Here is a 19,374-nt window from a genome sequence, read left to right as displayed (position 1 = left end):
ATAATAGCATATTAGTCGTATAATATTCGAATAATATTTGATTAAACTAAAATTATGAATGTTTGCCCTTATTGCAAAAACGAAATTACAGGTAGGTCAGATAAGAAATATTGCTCTGTACATTGTAAATCTGCATACCAATATCAACAACGTAAATCTGAAGAAATTCTCTATTATAAAATTGATAAACAACTTAAAACAAACAGGAAACTCTTAAAAGCTTACAATAAGTCTGGGATGTCAACCGTACGTAAAGAAAAACTTTTATCAGAAGGCTTTGACCCTACTTACTTTACACATTACTGGAAAAACAAAAAGGGACAGGTATATCTATTCTGCTATGAATATGGGTTTTTGCATTTAAAATACAACCAGAAAGACAAATATCTTCTGGTTACGTGGCAAGAGTACATGAATCGTTAACACTTATCCCCTTATACTACGAACTTTTACATTTTTTAACACAATCCTTCAAAGCAACAAAAAACATGTTTTTTATCGACAAAAAATGTATTTTACCGGTAATTTGTTGTTTTTTACAAGTTTGATCTCCAAAAAAGCACTTATATTTGTACTGTAAACAAATTGAAAGAAACATACGGAGGCTTCCCCCTATATAAAATAAATGCACCGTACTAATTACCCCAAATTGTTCCCCCAAAACGTCGAAAAAAAATCCCGAACCTACTTCGGGATTTTTTCATTATATATTACTGTAGTAATACAAATAACCCCAAAGATTTTTAAAATCTTTGGGGTTATTATACTAAGCCTTTCTTTTTACAATAAGAAAAATGCTATTATTTAAACAATTTTATTCCTTTTACGTTCTACTTCTGTAAGGAAAATTTTACGTAATCTTAAATGGTTGGGTGTAACCTCTACGTATTCATCTTTTTGAATATATTCTAAGGCTTCTTCTAACGAGAATTTGATAGCGGGTACAATCTTTGCCTTATCGTCTGCTCCAGCAGATCTTACGTTAGATAATTTTTTGGTCTTGGTGACATTTACAGTCATATCATCCCCTCTAGAATTTTCTCCGATCACCTGACCTTCATAAATATCTTCTCCCGGATCAATAAAGAACTTTCCTCTATCCTGTAATTTATCGATCGAGTATGGTATTGCTGTTCCTTTTTCCATAGATACCAATGATCCATTAATTCTGCCTGGTATATCACCCTTTAAGGGTTGATATTCTTTAAATCTATGCGCCATGATCGCCTCTCCTGCAGTAGCAGTTAATAATTGGTTTCGTAAACCTATGATACCTCGAGATGGAATTATAAATTCACACACCATACGATCTCCTTTGGCTTCCATGCTTAACATTTCTCCTTTACGCATGGTAACCATCTCTACAGCTTTTCCAGATACACTTTCTGGTAAATCAATTGTTAACTCTTCGATTGGTTCACACTTCTTTCCGTCAATCTCTTTAATAATAACCTGTGGTTGTCCTATTTGTATCTCATACCCCTCACGTCTCATAGTCTCGATAAGAACCGACAAGTGTAATACTCCTCGTCCAAAAACCATAAACTTATCTGCACTATCCGTTTCATTAACTCTAAGTGCTAAGTTTTTTTCAAGTTCTTTCTCTAATCTTTCCTTTATATGACGAGAAGTAACAAATTTTCCGTCTTTACCAAAGAAAGGAGAGTCATTAATGGTAAACAACATACTCATTGTTGGCTCATCGATTGCGATGGTTTTAAGTCCTTCTGGATTTTCTATATCTGCTACGGTATCTCCAATCTCAAAACCTTCTAATCCAACCAATGCACAAATATCTCCTGCTTCTACTTTTTCTACCTTTCTTCTTCCTAATCCTTCAAAAGTATGAAGCTCTTTTATTTTTGATTTTTTAATAGATCCATCTCTTTTTACCAAAGAAACTTGCATTCCTTCTGTCAATGTACCTCTCTGTAAACGACCTATCGCGATACGTCCTGTAAATGATGAAAAGTCTAATGAGGTGATCAACATCTGTGGTGTTCCTTCTTCTAACTTAGGAAAAGGTATATGTTCTATCACCATATCTAGTAATGGTTCTATAGAATCTGTTTCCTTTTTCCAATCATCACTCATCCAGTTATTCTTGGCAGAACCATATACCGTAGGAAAATCTAACTGCCACTCTTCTGCACCTAATTCGAACATGAGATCAAATACCTTTTCATGAACCTCATCTGGAGTACAATTTTCTTTGTCTACTTTGTTAACTACGACACAAGGTTTTAACCCCAAGTCAATAGCTTTTTGCAGTACAAAACGAGTTTGTGGCATTGGCCCTTCAAAAGCATCTACCAATAACAAAACCCCATCAGCCATATTAAGTACACGCTCTACCTCTCCTCCAAAATCGGCGTGACCAGGAGTATCTATGATATTAATCTTAGTTCCTTTATAAGTAACCGAAACATTTTTTGAGGTAATTGTAATTCCTCTTTCACGCTCTAAATCATTATTATCCAGAATTAAATCTCCTGTATTTTCATTTTCACGAAATAATTGACAATGGTACATGATCTTATCTACCAACGTAGTTTTGCCGTGATCTACGTGTGCAATTATCGCAATATTTTTTATAGCTGTCATAAACGCCTCATTTTTAAGGGTGCAAAGGTAAGAGTTATTTTGACAGGTTGTATATGAAAAACTCAATTAATAAAAAAGCTTTAAAGTCTACCTTTTAAAACACTAGTAATAAAACCCTTATATGGTAAGTTTTTATTTTCCAAATGTCCATCCCAATCTAAAATTTATAATTGGAGCTATATCAGAATCTAAGTTATCAAATCTATATCCCATTCCTAGCTCTAATCCCAAATTAAAACCTGCTCCATAAGTACGCTGGATCCCCCATACAGGGCCAATTAAACCTATATAATCTATAGCAGTCTCTATTTTACCTATTATAGGATCACCAGAGGCAAAAGTAGAGGTCATAGCTATATAATTTGCTGAATTTTTTGAGATATTTTTACCCTTACTTTCTCTCCTATCAAAATTATAATAGTATCGATATGCCAATTCTGAGGAAAGGAAAATCCCATATCTTTCATTCCCAAAAGTATTACGGTATGCAAAACCAGTTCCTAATCTAAAATCTATGGTTGTATTTTTAGAAACCCCTACTTCGTATTCAAGTCCCGGAGTCAGTAATAAATTTATTTTAAACAAATGATCTGCTACATTTTTAATACTGGTTACTTTTTGTGCAAATAGTGAGATTGTGCAAAAAAAGAAAATTGTGGTAATCGTTTTTTTCATTCCCGAATTAATTTTATGTGAATGCATAGCCAGTAATCAAACTTCTTGCCATAATTACTTTTAGGAATAATTCTTTACTTCAAATAGTAAAACTCTTATCTTTGCTTTTTTTAAAAAATCATATGGATCTTTCTACTATCAAAAAAATAAAAAACCTTGAAGCCAATAACTTTTTTCTTTTAGCTGGGCCTTGCGCCATAGAAGGGGAAGAAATGGCATTAAATATCGCAGAAAAAGTAGTAACGATTACTTCAAAACTTAAGATACCGTATGTTTTTAAAGGGTCTTTCAAAAAGGCTAACCGTAGTAGAATTGATAGTTTTACAGGAATTGGAAATGAGAAAGCATTAAAAATATTGCGAAAGGTTGGTGAAACTTTTGATATACCAACGGTAACCGATATTCATGAAAACAAAGATGCTGCGCTAGCGGCATCCTATGTTGATATACTACAAATTCCAGCATTCCTTGTACGACAAACAGATCTTGTCGTAGCTGCGGCACAAACCGGTAAAACAGTAAACCTGAAAAAAGGGCAATTCATGAGTCCAGAGGCCATGCAGCATGCTGTAAAAAAAGTAAAAGATAGTGGTAATGATAATGTAATGATAACTGATCGAGGTACCATGTTTGGCTATCAGGATATGATCGTAGATTTTAGAGGGATTCCTACCATGAAAGAGTATGGAACCACAGTTCTTGATGTTACCCATTCATTACAACAGCCCAACCAATCTAGTGGCGTTACAGGAGGTAGACCCGATATGATAGAAACTATTGCACGTGCAGGAATAGCGACTGGTGTTGATGGATTGTTCTTAGAAACTCACTTTGATCCCGCCAATGCAAAAAGTGATGGAGCTAATATGTTACATCTGGATTACTTAGAAAAGCTTTTAACAAACTTAGTTGCTATAAGACAAACGATTAACGGTCTATAACCTTTTCTTTTCTATAGGTATATGCCTGTTGGATAATTTCTATAAATACCTGATCATCGATCTGATCTAAGGTAGTATACCTAAGTGACTTTATAAATTTTCTTTTATCAGCAATCATTTTGTCGGCATGAGTAGTAAAATATTTTGCCGACCAAAAGCCTACATCCAAATATCCTTTTTTGGCCACATTAAAATAGCATATAGGGTATTTATCGACATAATAAAAAGGGATTTTCCATTTGTACAGCAATGTAACTTCTGGAATCGTGGTTTCTACCAGTACTTGCAAATGAAGTAACATGGTTTTAAACGGTTCGTGCTGTTTTAATATATAATCTTCTGCAGGATTCACAATATAATTTTAAGACCAAACGCAAGATATCTATTATTTATAGCATTTCCGACTTAAATTTGCTAACAAAGGCATATCTTTTACTTGTAAACAGGTTCAAAATAACAGTTCAATTATTTCTTGATTACCTTGTATGCGGGCATGATCCAAAGCTGTATTACCTCTACTGTCCTGTATCGATATACTAGCTCCATTGTTTAGCAATGTTGTTACAATGTCTTTATGACCAAATGTGGCGGCATAAATTAGAGCTGTTGCTCCATTGTAATTTCTAGCATTGATATCTACTCCCTTTTGAATTAATAAATCAACGATATCCATATAGCCTTTAAAACATGCTCCCATGAGTGACGTATTACCAAACTTGTCTTGTTGGTCGATATTTACATGCTGTTTCAATAAATACCTAACAAGGTTTGTCTGACCATGATATACCGCAAGCATTAAAGGGCTATAACCATAGTGATCGGCACTGTTAACATTAAAACTCTCTGCCTCAATCAATCGTTGTATATTTTGGAGATCACCATTTCTGAAATAATCAAAAACAGCTTCTTGAGATTGTAAGTTCATTGTAAAAAAAATGATAGGTATATAGAGTGTATATTTCATTTCAGGAATATAGTTTATTGTTAACGATTATCCGTTTTGTGTAATAATGATATTTTTATGTCATTCCGAATTTATTTCGGAATCTTATTACATTCATAAGTACTAACTTATAATAAGAACCTGAAACAAGTTGACAATGACGAATTATTGTATATTCCGGACATTCAATTATTGTTATAAGAAGTTTGGAAGGTTTTGCTGAAAATCATTTCCATAAGAATACAATAGGAATGAGATTCTTATATAAGAAAATATCACAATTTAATTATATAGCTAGATCAGTATATAATGTCATCCCAAACTAGATTTGGGATCTCATCATTCTAGGCTGCACATCTGTTAACTAAGATGCTGAATCAAGTTCAGCATGACAAATAATATAGGTTTAACTATAATTTCAAATCATCGATTAAAATAACCAGTAATATAATTCTGGAAAAAAGCAATAGAGATTAGATCATACTTATTTATAATTACATAATCATAAAACACTATTTTATAAATAAATTAATGAAACTTTGGCTATCTATTTATAGTTATAGTTCTTAAACAAGCCATGTCCAAAATCTATTGCTAATTATCCAGGGTCCCCCAAACCATATTTTTTATTATTCTATCTGACCTTACCTAATTGTATTACATAAAATCTTTTTGAGTAAAACCTAATTCTTTTGCTATTCGCATACCGTATTCTTTATCTGCTCGATAAAAATAGGTGATCATTACTTTTTGAATACTGCGATCTTTTACCTGTCCCAAATCTCCTTTTAGATTCTTTATTAAGTTTGTTCGATCCTTTTCAGACAAGCTTCTGTAAAACTCTCCTGCTTGCGCAAAATCGTTTGTCTTAGAAATTTTCTTTTGCGTAATACTTATATTCTTAAAATGAGTTTGCGATGGTTTATATTTCTCATTTTCTTTTAGTGTTACTTTGGTACTAGGTTGATAATTAATGTCTGCATCAGGAAATCTTGAGTTAGAAGCACTTGCATAACTATCTGCATTATAATTAACTACTTTACTTTTTGGTCTATTTATCTCTATCTGCTGGTTATTTGCCCCTAATCGGTGTCGTTGGGTATCAAAATACGAAAACAAACGTCCTTGTAATAACTTATCCTCAGAGGGTTCTACACCGGGTACTAAGTTTCCGGGAGACATTGCAACCGACTCTACCTCTTGAAAGTAATTAACAGGGTTTCTGTTTAGTGTCATCGTACCAATCTTTACTTTTTTTATTTTATCGGCAGGCCAATCTTTTGTAGCATCTAATGGCCAAAAATCATAACTGTGCATATCTTCTGGTTTGATCATTTGCACATACAAATCCCATTGCGGATATTTTTTTGATTTAATATCATCTCGCAAACTAACAGTAGCATGCTGCCAATCTACAGCTTGCTGCTCTGCTGCCTGTTCTAGATCAAAATTATGTTCTCCTTGTTTACTCACCCAGCTATATTTTACATAGGTGACTTCTCCTTTTTGATTCACCCATTTAAAACCATGAACACTACTACCGTTCATATATTGATATCCCTTAGGGATTCCTAAATCAGAATACAATCTGGTTAGCATATGAGTAGCTTCTGGTACATTAGAAAAGAAATCGAAAAAACGATTAGGGTCTTGTTTATTAGTAACCGGAGAAGGTTTTAATGAATGTACCATATCCGGAAACTTAATAGCATCTCTTATAAAGAATATCGGCAAATTATTTCCTACAATGTCATAATTCCCTTTTTCAGTATAGAATTTTACCGCAAACCCTCTTGGGTCTCTCGCCGTTTCTGGAGATCCTTTTCCGTGTATCACTGTCGAAAAACGAACTACCAAATCAGTTTTAGAATTATTTCCTTTAAACAATCCAGCTTTGGTATAGGCAGACATATCTGCCGTACTTTCGAAAAAACCAAAGGCGCCTGCCCCTCGGGCATGTACCACTCTTTCTGGTATCCTTTCTCTATCAAACGCTGCTAACTTTTCGATCAAATGTATGTCCTCTAGCAACACAGGTCCATACTCTCCTACTGTTTTTGAGTTTTGATTATCTCCTATGGGAACTCCGCCGTTGGTAGTTATAATCTCTTGCCCATACATCTTTGAACATAATAGTATAAGTACTGTAAAAAATAGTGTTTTTTTCATTTGTGTGTGTATTTTAAGTTGGTATTACAAAGTAAGCAATGTTGCGAATATTAATCAAATTAATAATATAAATAACTATATTTATAATATCAATAACCCATACTTTTTAATAATGACGCTGCAACAACTAAAATATATCGTCGCATTAGACTACAAAAGACATTATGTAAAAGCGGCAGAAGAGTGTTTTGTGACACAACCCACATTAACGATACAAGTAAAAAAATTAGAAGAGGAGATCGGTACCATTATATTTGATCGCAATAGTATCCCATTAACCCCCACTCCCATTGGAGAAATTTTAATTGCCAAAGCAAAAGTTATCCTTCGGGAAGCCGAAGAATTTGAAGAATTAGCCAGCAATAATGCTTCTAACTTGTCAGGACAATATACCTTAGGTATTATACCAACAATAGCCCCTTACTTGCTACCACTTTTTTTGGAAAACTTTCTAAAAAACAATCCTAAAACCAAACTGGTAATAAAAGAAATTCAAACAAAGCATATTATCAATTCACTACATAATGGCACACTTGATATTGGTATTGTATCTACCCCTCTAGAAGACAAAATGATTCGTGAAATTTATTTATACCAAGAACCATTTTTGGTGTATTGTAAAGACAAAAATGAATTTAGCTCTTCAGAAATTGTAAAACAAGATGATCTCACTCCAGATGAACTACTCCTATTAGAAGAAGGTCACTGTTTTAGAAATCAAGTATTAAACATATGTAAGGAAAATAAAACTTTGAAAAACAAAACTTTTTTATTCGAAAGTGGTTCTATTCAAACCATTAAAAATCTGGTCAAAAAAGGTCTGGGATATACTTTGGTCCCTCAACTATCAATTTGCGAAAAAGAAGAAAAAAACCATCTAAAACATTTTGAAGAACCCAAACCTTCTAGAGAAATAAGTATGGTTGTAAATAACAATTTTACCAAAGAAAGATTAATTGAAAACCTACTGTTAGAAATAAAAAATATACTCCCAAAAGAAGTAACAGATATTAATAACTATATCAAAATTCGTTGGAAATAAAACACATACGTATAACATAATATATTCAAAATAAATTTGCTCAATTCAATTATTAACACTTACTTTGCGTTTCAAAGTACTTTAAAGATGAGTGAAGAGGAATACTTAAAAGACATTGTTGAGATTAAAGATATGATGAGTAAATCATCTCGTTTTTTATCGCTTAGTGGTTTATCTGGAATAATGGCAGGAATCTATGCGCTTATAGGTGCTACACTCACCTATTATTTAGTAAGTACAAGCGGCAGAGATTATCTAATTCTAGACGGAAAAGTATTTACCTATGTATTGTTAATTTTACTTTCTGTAGCATTATTAAGTATCATTACGGCAATATTGTTAAGTACTCGAAAAGCTAGAAAAAACAATGAAACTTTGTGGAACGGCACATCCAAGAGACTTCTTTCTGCTTTTTTGATTCCATTAGTTACTGGTGGTATTTATATACTTATTAAAATATCAAGTCACCACTATGGATTAACAGGTTCGCTAATGCTTATTTTTTATGGTCTTGCACTCGTAAATGCATCAAAATACACTATTGGCAATGTTAAGTACCTGGGCTATATCGAAATTGTTTTAGGTTTGATTTGTGCTGTTTATCCTGGGTATGGATTTTGGTTTTGGGTACTTGGTTTTGGTGTGATGCATATCTTATACGGAAGTTTAATTTATTTTAAACACGATCGATAAACTGTTTTCGTATAAACGAAAATAAGACAATGAAGAATATAATAGGTAATATCAATAAAGCATTTGATCATAGGATTAGACTAGGAATTATGTCTGTTCTAATGGTCAATGAGCATGCAGATTTTAAAACTTTAAAAGAACTTTTGGGGGCTACCGATGGTAATCTGGCAAGCCATACCAAAGCCCTTGAAAAAGAAGAATATATCATCGTAGAAAAATCATTTATAGGAAGAAAACCTAACACGCGCTATAGTGCTACCCAAAAAGGTAGAAAAGCCTTTAGTAAGCATGTAGAAGCTATTGAAAAATTACTGAAACAATAACAATATTTTTTTTAACAATTAACTTTGAAAAACAAAGTACTTTATAAAATATTCAAACCACAGCATATCATGAAATCAATACAGACTTTTTCTCCCAAAACCTTACTTACGGGTAGTATTTTACTAGGAATACTAGTGCTCGTAAGCTTCTTTATTTTTAGTAAAAACACCTCAACAAACCTTGAACTTATCTATATTGTTGTTGTACTAGCCTTAAACGGTATCACAGGTATCGATATCGTCTCAGATTTTATTCAGGAACCGAACAACTTTCAAAAAAACTTAGGAACCATAGCATTAATAGGTATCAACCTTCTTCTAATGCTACTACATACCTTTTTATTAATAACTAATCGTTTTCAACACTACCTATAATTATGAATACTGCAAACAAGCCCCATTATTTTATCAAAGAGCATAGCATTGCTATTGCATTTAGCTTTGCGCTATTACTTATACGATACCTAAAAACAGATTCATTTTTCTATTTGTTTCTTGTCTGGAATCTTTTTCTGGCATGTATCCCCTATCTCATAAGTATTATTGCCACTTTCAAAAAAGGAAATCGCTTTATTTTCTGGTCATGCTTTATTATTTGGTTGCTTTTTTTACCAAACTCACCTTATATCCTAACCGATTTTCAGCATATCAGAACAAGCACCATATCTTCTATATGGTTCGATGTTTTATTGATCTTATCCTTTGCGATTAACGGACTTCTAATTGGTTTCTCATCACTACACATTATGCAATCAATGATGAATGAACGGTTTTCTAAAAAAGTAACCAACTACATGATCTATATCGTTCTGTTATTATGCGGTTTTGGGATTTATCTGGGCAGAGTCCTTAGATGGAATAGCTGGGACATTCTGCAAGACCCTATTGGGCTGTTATCAGATATAGCCAAACGAATACTTTTTCCCACACAACATATAGAGACCTGGGTATTTACCCTGGGCTTTGGTACTTTCTTAATCCTCACATATCAAAGATTATACGCTCTTAAAAAAAGCATCTAATCAATTTCTCGAAAACAAAAAAAGAAAACAAACACTAAATTTTATACCATGGAAAAACAAAAAAAATCTTTTACGCAGTGGTTAGCCACATCGATTACCGTAAGAATGCTAATGGTCGGAATACTAATTCTCGTTCTGCTTATCCCATTATCCTACATCAAAAGCCTCATACAAGAAAGAGCGTATAGACAGGAAGAAGTTGTAAAAGAAATAAATCAAAAATGGGGTAATGAGGTGTTGCTGTATGGACCAGTACTTAAAGTACCTTATCAAACTCATAGTCAAAAGAAAACATGGGATGACAAGACCAAATCTTATATCAAAGAAAATATTACTACAGTAAGGCATGCTTTTTTCTTTCCTAACACACTTGATATCAAAGCCAATGTAGCTTCAGAAACTCTGGGAAGAAGTATCTACGAATCTGTGGTATATACAGCCGATATGGATATAAAAGGATCTTTTATCCAACCTAATTTTGAAACACAGGATATCAAAGCGAAAGATATTTTATGGAATAAAGCAACGGTAATTATTAACTCTACCAACCTTAAAGGAATACGAAGCAATTTAGAATTATCATTAGGTACAGATACGTATCCATTGCAATCTAGGTATACTCAAAATTCATATACCAATACGTTGGAAACAAAATTCTTAAAAGAAGGGTCGCTACCAAAAGAAAATTCAATTGATTTTAGCTTACATCTTAAAATTAACGGAAGCGAACAGCTACGTTTTATCCCTGTAGGAAGAGAAACCAACGTAGCAATGACTTCTAATTGGGCTTCGCCAAGTTTTGATGGCAATTATTTGCCTGATACCAAAACCAAGGAGATTTCTGAAAATGGTTTTAAAGCCAATTGGAAAGTACTGCAAATTAACAGAGAATTCGAACAGGAGTTTTTTGGAGAGTTACCTCATATTAATGCGGCTGCTTTTGGTGTAAAATTATTAATTCCTGTAGATGAATATCAAAAAAGTGAACGTGCAGCCAAATATGGATATTTGGTGATTGCACTTACTTTTTTAGTATTTTTTCTAATTCAGACGATCAGTAAGGTACATATTCATCCTTTTCAGTATCTAATGATTGGTTTGGCACTAACCATGTTTTACACACTACTGGTATCAATTTCTGAACATTCTAGTTTCTTAAAAGCCTATCTTATTTCAGGCTTTGCAGTCGTTACCCTGATATCGATTTATTCTAAAGCCATCCTTAAAAGTTATAAGTTTATGAGCTTTATCGCTGTATCGCTAGCTGCATTATACACTTTTATATTTGTGATCATTCAGTTAGAAAATTATGCCTTATTGGTAGGAAGTATCGGTTTATTCTTAATCCTGGGAACTATTATGATGGTTTCAAGAAAAATAGACTGGAAAAATGATTAAAACCGTTGAAACCATAAGCCGTATTGATCAACTTATTCGTTTGCAAGCAACCGGAACCCCTAAATCATTGGCATTGCGTTTAGGGATATCCAAAGCAAAGCTTTATCGAATTATTGATCTTATGAAACGGTTGAATGCCCCTGTAACCTACAACACAACAGTACAAAGCTTTGTGTATAAAAAATCGGTAGGGTTTACTATCGGGTTTTATGCTACAGAAGATACCATAAAAAGTAACTAAAAATTCATCAAAAGCCATACTTGTATTGAACTCACTTTTACGGTATGGCTTTTTTTAACTACTTTTAGGCCTTTAAAATTAAATTGATGAGACTTCTATTAGCTGCACTAATGACTACCGTTTTGTTTTCGTGTAAAACAGATTCTAAAAACACCAAAAATCTTACCAAAGAAGTTACGTTTACCAAAGAAGGTGAACTTGTTTTACACAGTGTAAATGATTCGGTTACCAAACAGATCACTCAAATAGATATTGAGATAGCAGATGATGAGTATCAGGTACAAACTGGTTTAATGTATCGTAAGTCTATGCAATCAAATCAAGGGATGCTATTTATATTTCCTGAAGAAGCCCCACGTTCATTCTATATGAAAAACACAGAATTTGCTCTCGATATCATTTATATCGATAAAAACAATAAAGTAGTCAGCATACAGAAGAATGCAAAGCCTTATGACGAAACCTCATTACCATCAGAAGGTCCTGCACAATATGTGTTAGAAGTCAATGCTCAACAAACCGACTCATGGAATCTTAAAGCCAGGGATTCAATTTCTTTTACAAAAAATTAGTAAAGCTATACGACTCTACTAATCGTTAACCCATCTCTAATAGGTAACAAAACTGTTTCGACTCTGGTATCCTCTACCAAAAGTTGGTTATAGGCTAGTAGTGCTTTGGTAGAAATATCTTCTTCATTCACTTTTTCTATCACCTTACCACTCCATAAAACATTATCTGACAATATGATACCACCCGGATTCATTTTGTCGATAACCAATTCGAAATAGGTAGAATAATTGGGTTTATCTGCATCTATAAATACCAAATCAAATTTTTCCTCAAGATTAGGGATAATTTGAGTCGCATCACCAATATGCTGGTGAATTTGCTTTCCATAAGGAGATAAATCAAAGTATTTTCTCTGAAAATCTTCTAATTCTTCATTAATATCGATGGTATGCAATGCCCCAGATTTTTGCATACCTTCTGCCAGACATAAAGCCGAATATCCTGTATAAGTACCAATTTCTAAAATATTTTTGGGCCCAATTAGTTTGGATAACATACTTAGCACACGCCCTTGATAAGGCCCACTCAACATTCTAGGTTGTAGTATTTTTTGATAGGTTTCTCTGCTAAGTTGTTGTAACAATTCGGGTTCTTTTTCGGTATGTTGTACAACGTATGTATCGAGTGCTTCTGGTAAAAAATGCATATCCTAACTTTTTTGCAAAACTAGGTATTTTATACCATACAAACACTAGTCATTTTTGTAAAAGACAAGCCCTAAGTAGCTCATTGATTACCCCTACTTAAGACTCGTCGATTAACCTCCCGTATGTAACTTTTCTAATGAACTGGTTTAATCTGAATTTGTAATATAAATACACCTTCTCTCCATAAGGCGTTTAAAATCTATATAGGTAGAGATCGATTGAAAATTGACAGCAAAAAACTCGTGTCGATCATTATTGGGTTTGGTATAGATAATCACCGACTCCCCATCATCAGAATCATCTTTGATCCAAAGTTCATTGATCTCTAAAAAGTTTACACGTACTACCTCATCTCCTCCTTTGGGAAATGACAACAGGGAATCACCTACAGTGATATTTGCCGTATTTCTATTGGCATTTTGTACTTTAAAAAATGAATACCCCACATATAGTAATGATAAAACCCCTAATCCTCCTGTTACATAATAACTATAAGGTGCTTCGAGAAAGCGATGGCTTCGATAAGCGATTGCTGCATTATACATAAAACAATAGCTAGCGAGGCCTAGACAAAGCGTCGGAAAAAGAAAAACCCAATATGAGAATGTATGTCTATACGTAAATATTTGTTGATTCATTTTAACTCTCTTGAATTTCACATAAATAATTTTCTACTTCTTCTGCAACGGCTTTTTGCCCTCCTGATATTATCGCATGTACAATTAATGCAACGATCCCTTTTTGGGTAGCCGAATTGATAAAACTGCTGGGAGCAATAGGATAAATCGCGACAATAGTAGATTCTTTAAACTCGACTTTTGCACCTGCAGCTCCACTCTTTTTTACTACTAGGCATTTTTTACCGGGAGTTAAAATTAATTTACCATCGGTAACCCATTCGTCTGGACGAATAGAACATTCCATATCTGTCTTGGTCGATAGAAATTTTTGTATACGCTCTAACGAATTGTATTCAGCTTTTAATTTTCGTACCATGTTTTACTTTTTTTGTTTTTTCTATTACTAGTTCATCGATTGCTAATTTGTTACCCAATTTGTTTTTTTTAGTTATCCCCCTTTCCATACTAAATTATAAAGTTGGTGTTATGAGTTACTTGTTCGGATTACAAACCTGAGCTATCTTGTTTACTGATACAGGCTATCCGGTCACTTAGATACTTTCTTAATGATGTCCTCAAAAGTATATGCTAAAGCGATTGCCTGAAACACAAAAGCTATATTCGTTGCTTATGAATATATATTCGTATCGATTCCAGTTTTTTTTGCTTTTTCTAATGTGTCAGACATACTATGAAAGTGCAACTATCTTATTTTTTTACCCTACTTTGTTTATAAAAGACAAAACAAATTAAAAAGTAATTATTTGAGGTCTCACTGCTTCTAAAGAGACAACAAATACGGATAGTTTTAGTTTTTTTTGAATATTGGAGATGTATAATAAAAAGAAATCCCAAATCCAGTTTGGGATGACAGGATATAATGATCTAATTATATATTAACCTGAGTTCTTCAATTGTACATTTGTCACCATCTATTTTTGAAAGTGGATATACTTCTCAATTATATTGGTCATAAATGACCTGGATACATTTTTAAATACAACAGCCACATGATGGTTCATGTGGCTGTTGGTTTTGACTTGTTGTATATCTAAAGTTGTAAACTTTCGAATCTAATTTCCATTTACTGCATTAATCGCATTTAAAATAGAAACTCCTTCATTAGGGCTTTTAGATGTTTGAACTCCAATATGACTAAGTACTCTATTATTTTCTACATCATAACTATGTTTTAGTTTTCTAACTAAATAAGCTGTAGATTCTATTTGAGCCGCCGTTGGCGGATCCCAAACACCATTTCCTTGATATTTTCCAACCACTTCGATTCCTACAGAATTATAACTTGACACATTCCCCTGGTATTGAGGTGGCACTGCACTACCACCATTGTGAGTATGCTGTGTTCTATTATTTAAATTAGCGGTTTGTATAATAGTTCCATCCAGAGCAATAAGAAAATGTGTTCCATACGCATTTGGGTTTTCTGATTCATTTTCCCACCACGATATCGTACTTTGATAATTATCTGCAGTTGTTCTATGTAGAATAATATTATTTACATCTTGTGGCCAAGCTCCTCTTTCCAGCCTTGCTATTCTGTGATACCAATCTACCAAATTACTCGCTCCATTAACCAAATCAATACCAGCTGTTACTGTCGCTTCTCCCGACAAAATCAATCCATGACCATCACTAAACCAACCACTTTCGCTATACGTTATATCTCCATATACTTCATGATTAAAAGTATCTCCTACCTTAGGATCATCAGGACAATCTGTACAACGACCATCTGGATCTGTAATACTTATCCAATTATTTCCCATGGCCAAATATGGCGAAAAGAACTCTTTTGCCGGGTCTATAGTTAACCAACGATTAATTCTTTGATCATATAGTCTCGCTTCAAAAGCTACTTTACCCGTTTCTTTGTCAAACTCCTGACCCTGGTAGTTATAACGATAATCACCTATCAAATTTCTTCCCGGCATACGCATCCCTCCTGGATAATAATCTGCGGCGTCAGTTACTTCATTCGAGCTTCGTGCTACCACTGCACGCACATTCCCTAAATGATCTGTTAATTGATATACATCCTGATTATTTTGCTTGTAATGTACTCCTATTCGTTTACCTCCATAAATAGGGTATTCGACCAAATTTGCCATCTCTGTTGAAGAGTTTCCTCCAACAGGTTGAAAATGATTGTACGTTGCTAATACATTTCCTTTTAAATCTAAAACATAAAAAGTCGTTGTAGTAGTGTTACCTCCAGAAACTGTTTGTATTACTTCTTTTCGAACTCTATGCCCTCTATCGTTATAATAAAAATTAACCATCATAGAATCATCCATAGCTTTTACCGAAGTAACCAATCCAGAAACATTATAGGTATATCTAATTTGATCGTCATTATTTTGTATCAATTGCCCGATACTATCGTATATATAATTATCTGGTTGCTGGTCTTTAATATCATCGGTTCCAGCATTACCAATCACCGCATCATCAATATGGGTTAATTGATTGGATCCTACCTTATAATTGTAGGAAAGTCGATCCATTGCTCCTCCCAAGTTGGTTGCACTATTTCTATCTAAAGACAGTAAATTTCCATTTCGATCATAGGTTAAATTGCTTACCAAATATTCTTGTCCAGTAGTAATTACCCCACTGTTGGATGTATTACCAAAGGCGGCCTGATTCAAATAATTGCGATGATCATATTGATATAATTGTCCATTTTGAGAACCGGGAGTATGAATCCCTTTGGTTGACCAACGGGTAGCTTTGATATTTCCATTATATTGATTGGTTCCACTGGTAGAAGTAGTAACCGGTGTGGGGGTATTGCTCCTATTATAATCCCCGGTAAAGTAATCGATGGCAAATCCAAAAGCATCGTTAGTATCTCCTCCCGGATCATTAGCTACTTCTCTAGAAGGATGATTAATTTGCTTTAATTGTCCTGCCAGGTTATAGATATAATCCATTCCCTGTAATCCTTCTGCCAATACAATTCTCTTTAATTTTCCCGTTTCATAATACTCATAACGTGCTTGTTCGGTAAATGTATTTCCATCTTCAGAGGTTTCTACTTTTACCAATTGGTTTGCATGGTTATAAGTATATTGGTGAACAAAAAGTTCATTAGCATTGTGTTTTTGATATAAAACTTTGGTCACACTTCCCGTAAATGGATCATATTCATAATCAATTGTTTTGGTTCCTAACCCCTCAATCTTTTGTACGATCCATGCCACGCGACTATAAATATCATAACTATACCAGGTAGTGGTGGTAGCTGGACTTAATGTCCATGTTTTAGACACATTCCCAAAGACAAAATGTTGAGTTTGATAATGAGATACAGCTATCCCTGATGCTTGTAATGCCTGATGTAACCCTGCAATATCCGATTCATCATACATCGTAAAATTACGTTCTTTACAATGACTTGGGTCTAAAGCAGTATCTTCTGGAATTGGAAATGTTGAAACATTGGTATACACCCCACTCTCTACTGGTCTTCCAAAAGAATCGTAATTAGTATATGAAAGCTCATTATTTTCGGATTGTAAAGTGTTTTGCGAAAAACGTATTTGTCCATCTTTTCTATAGACAAAACGTGATGTTCCTTCATCTGGGCTTGTGGTTTCTTTTACCTGCCCTAAATCATTGTACACAACCGTTGTTTTCATTCCGTGATTGGCATTTTCTACCATCGAACTCAATACAGCTTCATCAAAACCAAGTGGTTGTACTGTAGCAGTCAACCTACCTGTTTTATCATAGTAGTTTAAACTGAAATCATGATAGTTCACTTTATATCGAATCCCTTTGGCATTTGGATTTGTCGATATCACCCCCGAAGAAGCAATGGTTATTAATTGATTTGGATTCGAGCTTAGAGATATACGATAGAAATGCCCTCCATTCATTTCTGATGGCGATACCTCTTGCTCTGTCCTTAAATCATAAATTGTATAGTTATCATTTCCTAATAATTGAATATCTGCATTGGTAATCCCGTTTGGAATATGTACATCAACATATCCTTGTTCTTTAATAAGAGATACCACTTCGTATTTTTGAGTTCCGCCTGATCTTCCTGCAGCTAGGATGTTTCCTTCTCCATCTGTAATTACCATGGTCTCTTGACCATGGGTATCTACCGCAACTGTTTTAAAGAATTGTGTATTATCAATTTGAAGCCCGTTTACATAAGGCACCCCAAAATGACGCCTTCCAAACAAATAAAATACTTCTTGTGCTGCAGGTACTGTATATGAAAATCCGTTAATCCACTCGGCTCCGTTTCCTCTATCTTTTTTATTTCCTCCAATCGTCTTTAATACTGTCCCTGGATTCAAGGTACTATAAATAGCTCTTGTAAAAGGATATTCGGTAACATCCTGATAGGGTTCACTAGTATTATCTTCACTATAATACCATCCCAATGTGTTTTCCTGGTTTCCTACTACAGTAGGGTTCTGTGGATCTGTCTCAAAATCAGACCTCACATAGTTTCTACCATTATTTTTTCGCATAAAATCAAATTTATACGAAAAGTATCCCTCATTAGTAATAGGTGCTGACAAAGTTTGTACCGCTGCTCTACCATGACTGTCATATTTTGATTCTGAAGCCCATACTTTACTTGTTTTTACATCTAGAAATTGGGTTTGAACATTATTGCTTAACTCATCATAATACGCTTTGCTGCGTGAGGTGATATTGCCTTCAACTCCATAGGTTGTAGATGTAATTGTATTCCAAGGTTCTGAAACATCTTCTTCAATGCCTGGGCAGCCATTATTTACAGATTCTCCTGTATTATCTGGGCATTGATCATCTGCATTTTGCACCCAATCTCCAAAGGGTTGCATACAGCCTGTTTTGATTTCATTAGGGTCTCCTAAACCATCACCATCCTGATCTTTATACCAGGCATATTGCTGAATGCTGGAATCGTTATCGTTACAATCCCCGGCAACATTCACATACCCCATGGGTTGTAGGCATTCTCTTTTGGTTAGATAAGATACTCCAAATCCATCTCCATCAGCATCTCTATACCAGATCAAGTCATTATGTATTTGTGGATCGGTATCATCACAATCTCGATTATTGGTAACATAGGTGTTACCATCATTAGGAGGATAACAACTTGCTGGACCAACGGCCTGAAATTGCCCATGACCATCATTATCAGTATCTAGATACCATTGTTTGGCAATGGTCACTGCTGGATTACTATCATCACAATCTGGTGCTTTTAATACAAAGCCATCCATAGGAAAACAGGACATTCTATAAAAATCAGTATTCCCGTAACCATCACCGTCTGCATCTCTATAATATCGTTGAGGGAAGTCACAATCCTTTCCTCCCCCATCGCGATCATCTGGGATTAATATTCTACTTCTGGTTTGGGCTTCGATAGACAATAACCCTCCTAACCATAGTACAATAGCTAATAGTACTATTTGATTAATTTTCTGATTATATGTATTCATTGT

At 34.2% G+C, this 19,374-nt stretch carries 19 protein-coding genes; 10 read left to right on the top strand and 9 right to left on the bottom strand.

Annotated features, from left to right (window positions below):
• Positions 1–54 precede the first annotated feature (54 nt).
• On the top strand, positions 55–423 hold the full coding sequence (locus ABW636_RS18415; protein ID WP_367591542.1) for a hypothetical protein: 369 nt from the start codon (positions 55–57) through the stop codon (positions 421–423).
• Between the two features lie 381 nt (positions 424–804).
• On the opposite strand, the gene typA is transcribed toward ABW636_RS18415, so the two are convergent.
• Together typA and ABW636_RS18405 are read right to left on the bottom strand one after the other, a co-directional pair.
• Positions 805–2,604 carry a translational GTPase TypA gene (gene typA / locus ABW636_RS18410; RefSeq protein ID WP_367591541.1) on the bottom strand — a complete coding sequence of 600 codons (1,800 nt, stop codon included), beginning with the start codon at positions 2,602–2,604 and terminating at the stop codon, positions 805–807.
• Positions 2,605–2,736: 132 nt separating this feature from the next.
• On the bottom strand, positions 2,737–3,279 hold the full coding sequence (locus tag ABW636_RS18405) for a hypothetical protein (RefSeq protein ID WP_367591540.1): 543 nt from the start codon (positions 3,277–3,279) through the stop codon (positions 2,737–2,739).
• Between the two features lie 122 nt (positions 3,280–3,401).
• On the opposite strand from ABW636_RS18405, the gene kdsA reads away from it, so the two are divergent.
• On the top strand, positions 3,402–4,220 hold the full coding sequence (kdsA, locus tag ABW636_RS18400) for a 3-deoxy-8-phosphooctulonate synthase (protein ID WP_367591555.1): 819 nt from the start codon (positions 3,402–3,404) through the stop codon (positions 4,218–4,220).
• On the opposite strand, the gene ABW636_RS18395 is transcribed toward kdsA, so the two are convergent.
• From ABW636_RS18395 to ABW636_RS18385, 3 genes are all read right to left on the bottom strand, one after another.
• On the bottom strand, positions 4,207–4,572 hold the full coding sequence (locus ABW636_RS18395) for a DUF1801 domain-containing protein (protein WP_367591539.1): 366 nt from the start codon (positions 4,570–4,572) through the stop codon (positions 4,207–4,209). The two genes, kdsA and ABW636_RS18395, sit on opposite strands and share 14 nt — an antisense overlap.
• A 96-nt stretch (positions 4,573–4,668) precedes the next feature.
• Entirely contained in the window at positions 4,669–5,184 is a 516-nt protein-coding gene (locus tag ABW636_RS18390) for an ankyrin repeat domain-containing protein (RefSeq protein ID WP_367591538.1), read from the bottom strand.
• Between the two features lie 636 nt (positions 5,185–5,820).
• Positions 5,821–7,332, bottom strand: a complete 1,512-nt coding sequence (locus tag ABW636_RS18385) for a catalase (RefSeq protein ID WP_367591537.1) — start codon at positions 7,330–7,332, stop codon at positions 5,821–5,823.
• A gap of 112 nt (positions 7,333–7,444) precedes the next feature.
• Here ABW636_RS18385 and ABW636_RS18380 point away from each other — a divergent pair, with 112 nt between their 5' ends.
• The 8 genes from ABW636_RS18380 to ABW636_RS18345 all read left to right on the top strand — a co-directional run bounded on the left by ABW636_RS18380 (position 7,445) and on the right by ABW636_RS18345 (position 12,623).
• Positions 7,445–8,374: a LysR substrate-binding domain-containing protein gene (locus ABW636_RS18380; protein ID WP_367591536.1), complete on the top strand. Its 930-nt coding sequence runs from the start codon at positions 7,445–7,447 to the stop codon at positions 8,372–8,374.
• An 87-nt stretch (positions 8,375–8,461) separates the two neighbouring features.
• Positions 8,462–9,067: a hypothetical protein gene (locus ABW636_RS18375; RefSeq protein ID WP_367591535.1), complete on the top strand. Its 606-nt coding sequence runs from the start codon at positions 8,462–8,464 to the stop codon at positions 9,065–9,067.
• A gap of 29 nt (positions 9,068–9,096) precedes the next feature.
• The gene (locus ABW636_RS18370) at positions 9,097–9,390 is read left to right on the top strand and encodes a winged helix-turn-helix domain-containing protein (protein WP_367591534.1); all 294 of its coding nucleotides are present in this window, start codon (positions 9,097–9,099) and stop codon (positions 9,388–9,390) included.
• A gap of 69 nt (positions 9,391–9,459) precedes the next feature.
• A complete protein-coding gene (locus tag ABW636_RS18365; protein ID WP_367591533.1) occupies positions 9,460–9,765 on the top strand; it encodes a hypothetical protein in 306 nt (101 codons plus the stop codon).
• 2 nt (positions 9,766–9,767) lie between these two features.
• Positions 9,768–10,412 carry a DUF1361 domain-containing protein gene (locus tag ABW636_RS18360; protein WP_367591532.1) on the top strand — a complete coding sequence of 215 codons (645 nt, stop codon included), beginning with the start codon at positions 9,768–9,770 and terminating at the stop codon, positions 10,410–10,412.
• A 48-nt stretch (positions 10,413–10,460) separates the two neighbouring features.
• Entirely contained in the window at positions 10,461–11,810 is a 1,350-nt protein-coding gene (gene creD / locus ABW636_RS18355) for a cell envelope integrity protein CreD (RefSeq protein ID WP_367591531.1), read from the top strand.
• On the top strand, positions 11,803–12,051 hold the full coding sequence (locus tag ABW636_RS18350) for a hypothetical protein (RefSeq protein WP_367591530.1): 249 nt from the start codon (positions 11,803–11,805) through the stop codon (positions 12,049–12,051). Before creD ends, ABW636_RS18350 begins: the two co-directional genes overlap by 8 nt.
• Before the next feature lie 86 nt (positions 12,052–12,137).
• Complete coding sequence (locus ABW636_RS18345) at positions 12,138–12,623, top strand: DUF192 domain-containing protein (RefSeq protein ID WP_367591529.1); 486 nt, start codon at positions 12,138–12,140, stop codon at positions 12,621–12,623.
• Positions 12,624–12,628: 5 nt separating this feature from the next.
• On the opposite strand, the gene ABW636_RS18340 is transcribed toward ABW636_RS18345, so the two are convergent.
• From ABW636_RS18340 to ABW636_RS18325, 4 genes are all read right to left on the bottom strand, one after another.
• Positions 12,629–13,270 carry an O-methyltransferase gene (locus ABW636_RS18340; RefSeq protein WP_367591528.1) on the bottom strand — a complete coding sequence of 214 codons (642 nt, stop codon included), beginning with the start codon at positions 13,268–13,270 and terminating at the stop codon, positions 12,629–12,631.
• A 147-nt stretch (positions 13,271–13,417) separates the two neighbouring features.
• A complete protein-coding gene (locus tag ABW636_RS18335; protein WP_367591527.1) occupies positions 13,418–13,816 on the bottom strand; it encodes a hypothetical protein in 399 nt (132 codons plus the stop codon).
• A gap of 94 nt (positions 13,817–13,910) precedes the next feature.
• Complete coding sequence (locus tag ABW636_RS18330) at positions 13,911–14,267, bottom strand: hypothetical protein (protein WP_367591526.1); 357 nt, start codon at positions 14,265–14,267, stop codon at positions 13,911–13,913.
• Between the two features lie 697 nt (positions 14,268–14,964).
• Positions 14,965–19,371 carry an N-acetylmuramoyl-L-alanine amidase gene (locus tag ABW636_RS18325; protein ID WP_367591525.1) on the bottom strand — a complete coding sequence of 1,469 codons (4,407 nt, stop codon included), beginning with the start codon at positions 19,369–19,371 and terminating at the stop codon, positions 14,965–14,967.
• Between the last annotated feature and the right edge of the window lie 3 nt (positions 19,372–19,374).

This window comes from Aquimarina discodermiae (assembly GCF_040786235.1).
In the GTDB taxonomy this organism is placed as follows: Bacteria; Bacteroidota; Bacteroidia; order Flavobacteriales; family Flavobacteriaceae; genus Aquimarina.
This window is presented reverse-complemented; position numbering and strand designations above follow the sequence as displayed.